The 2,139-nt window shown below is 43.5% G+C and carries 2 protein-coding genes; both read left to right on the top strand.

Features of this window, described 5'->3' with window-relative positions; translation table 11 throughout:
- Positions 1 to 96: 96 nt before the first annotated feature.
- Positions 97 to 678 (top strand): plasmid pRiA4b ORF-3 family protein, encoded by a 582-nt coding sequence (locus GPLA_RS12370; protein WP_007105260.1) that lies wholly within the window; start codon positions 97 to 99, stop codon positions 676 to 678.
- A gap of 29 nt (positions 679 to 707) precedes the next feature.
- Positions 708 to 2,102, top strand: a complete 1,395-nt coding sequence (locus GPLA_RS12365) for an ISKra4 family transposase (RefSeq protein ID WP_006993854.1) — start codon at positions 708 to 710, stop codon at positions 2,100 to 2,102.
- Positions 2,103 to 2,139: the final 37 nt, after the last annotated feature.

The following is a 2,139-nucleotide window of genomic DNA, read 5'->3' as shown; positions in this document are numbered from 1 at the left end:
AGAGCACCGCAAAGTGTGGGGCAATTGAATGAAAGCTTTTTAATTCTTTAAAAGTGCGAGAGCCTCAAATTGTACGTAATTTGAGGTGCCTATACCATGAATATTTACGCGATCAAAGTTGCCTTGCGAGGCATCAGCCCGATGATTTGGCGTCGACTCCAGCTCTCGGGTAACACGTCCTTAGCCGACCTCCATCATATCATTCAATTGGCGATGGGGTGGGAGAATGACTACTTACACAGTTTTCATATTTTCGGTAAAGATTACGGTATTGCTTATGAAGGCGGCCTGAGCTTTTCTGATAACCCTCTTACGGTCATTCTAGATGATTTTGGCTTTGATATCGGTGACCGATTTACCTACACCTATAATTTTTATGACCACTGGTTGAATGATATTCGTATCGAGGCCATACAACCGATCGACGATATAACAGCCTTCGCCCCTTATTGTTATAAAGGGCAAGGTCGATTCATCGACAATAAACCCTATTATCGCACTGATGAACAATACGCTTTATCGGCGATACTCGTCGACATTTTTCATGGAAATGAAGCTACAATAACAGTGGGGGACATTCGTTTATTGATCGAGAAATATGAAGCCATCCGCTTTAATCGGCAAGCTATTAATACCTTGTTGTCTCAACCACTGTCTGATGCGATTTATCCCTGCTGATTGTTTCTTTGCTAAAGGAGAAGACGCCCATGAAAATGCACATTCAAGTCGTGATTGATAATGACCAGGGTCAAACATACCTCAAAGAGCTGATTTGTTTGGACAAAGGAACCGGGACTGAAGACTTAGTTGGTTTGTCCTTAGCCGAATCCAAGCAACTGCTTAAACAGTTACAAATAAGTATCATCCAACATCAAGCGAAAACCTATACCGAGGCACATCGATGCTGCCCCGATTGTGAGAAACCAAGGAGTATCAAAGGACAGTCTGAAATACAGTACCGCACCTTGTTTGGTATCATCCCGGTACCGAACCAACGCCTTTATCATTGTCAATGTGCAGCATCAACGACACAAACATTCAGTGTGTTAAACGACTGGTTAAGTGACCATAATAGCCCTGAATTACAGTATATGGAGACGAAATGGTCCTCGTTAATGTCTTATGGGTTGACTGTGGACTTACTGAAGGATGTCCTCCCGATCAATGACGGGCTTAATGCAGAAACCGTCAGGCGGCACCTTCATCAGGTCGCTAAACATCAGGATAAACGTCTTCAGAAAACAGCAAGCTACCTCTTGGGTTGCCCGATGGAATGGGGCCAACTTCCCAAACCAGATAAACCTCTAACGGTGGGTATTGATGGCGGTTATGTGAGGGATTGTCGGCAAAAGAAAAATCACTTCGAAGTCATTGTTGGCAAGTGCTTCTCAAAAACACAGACCGGTAAACGCCTTGGCTTTGTGCAGAAATTGGAAGCACACCCGCAACGTCGTTTAATGCATTTACTCAATGAGCAAGGTATGCAAGCCAATCAGCAGATCTCGTTTTTATCGGATGGAGGTGATACGGTAAGAAGCTTACAATATATCATGCACCCCGAAGCTGAACATGTACTGGACTGGTTTCATGTGACGATGAGATTAACGGTATTGAATCAATTCGCCAAAGGGCTAGCACAGGCCGATCCTGTGTTAGGAAAAGATGTAACGAAAGGCTTAGAGAGCAGCAAATGGCATCTGTGGCATGGGAATGTTAAGAAGGCATTAGATAAACTCGAAGACTGTACTTTTTACCTGGATAACGAGAACGTACAATATACAAATCGTAAGAAGTTTTTAAAACAGCTTGAAGAAATGTGGACGTATATTGATAACAATCGGCACCTGATTCCTAATTACGGCGAAAAGTATCGTTATGGTGAAACCATTACGACTGCATTTGTGGAGTCCACTGTGAATGAAGTTATCGCGAAACGCATGGTGAAAAAACAGCAAATGCAATGGTCTCCAGAAGGTGCACATTATTTATTACAAACGAGAACAGCGGTATTGAATGGTGAGCTACGCAACCATTTTGAAGAATGGTTTCCTGCGATGAAGCCTCAGCGGGAATCAGTGAGGGAGTTGCCTATGGCCGCTTGATATTTTACATTCTGCCCCACACTTTGCGGTGCTCTCC

It is taken from the genome of Paraglaciecola polaris LMG 21857 (assembly GCF_000315055.1).
Lineage (GTDB): Bacteria > Pseudomonadota > Gammaproteobacteria > Enterobacterales > Alteromonadaceae > Paraglaciecola > Paraglaciecola polaris.
This window is presented reverse-complemented; position numbering and strand designations above follow the sequence as displayed.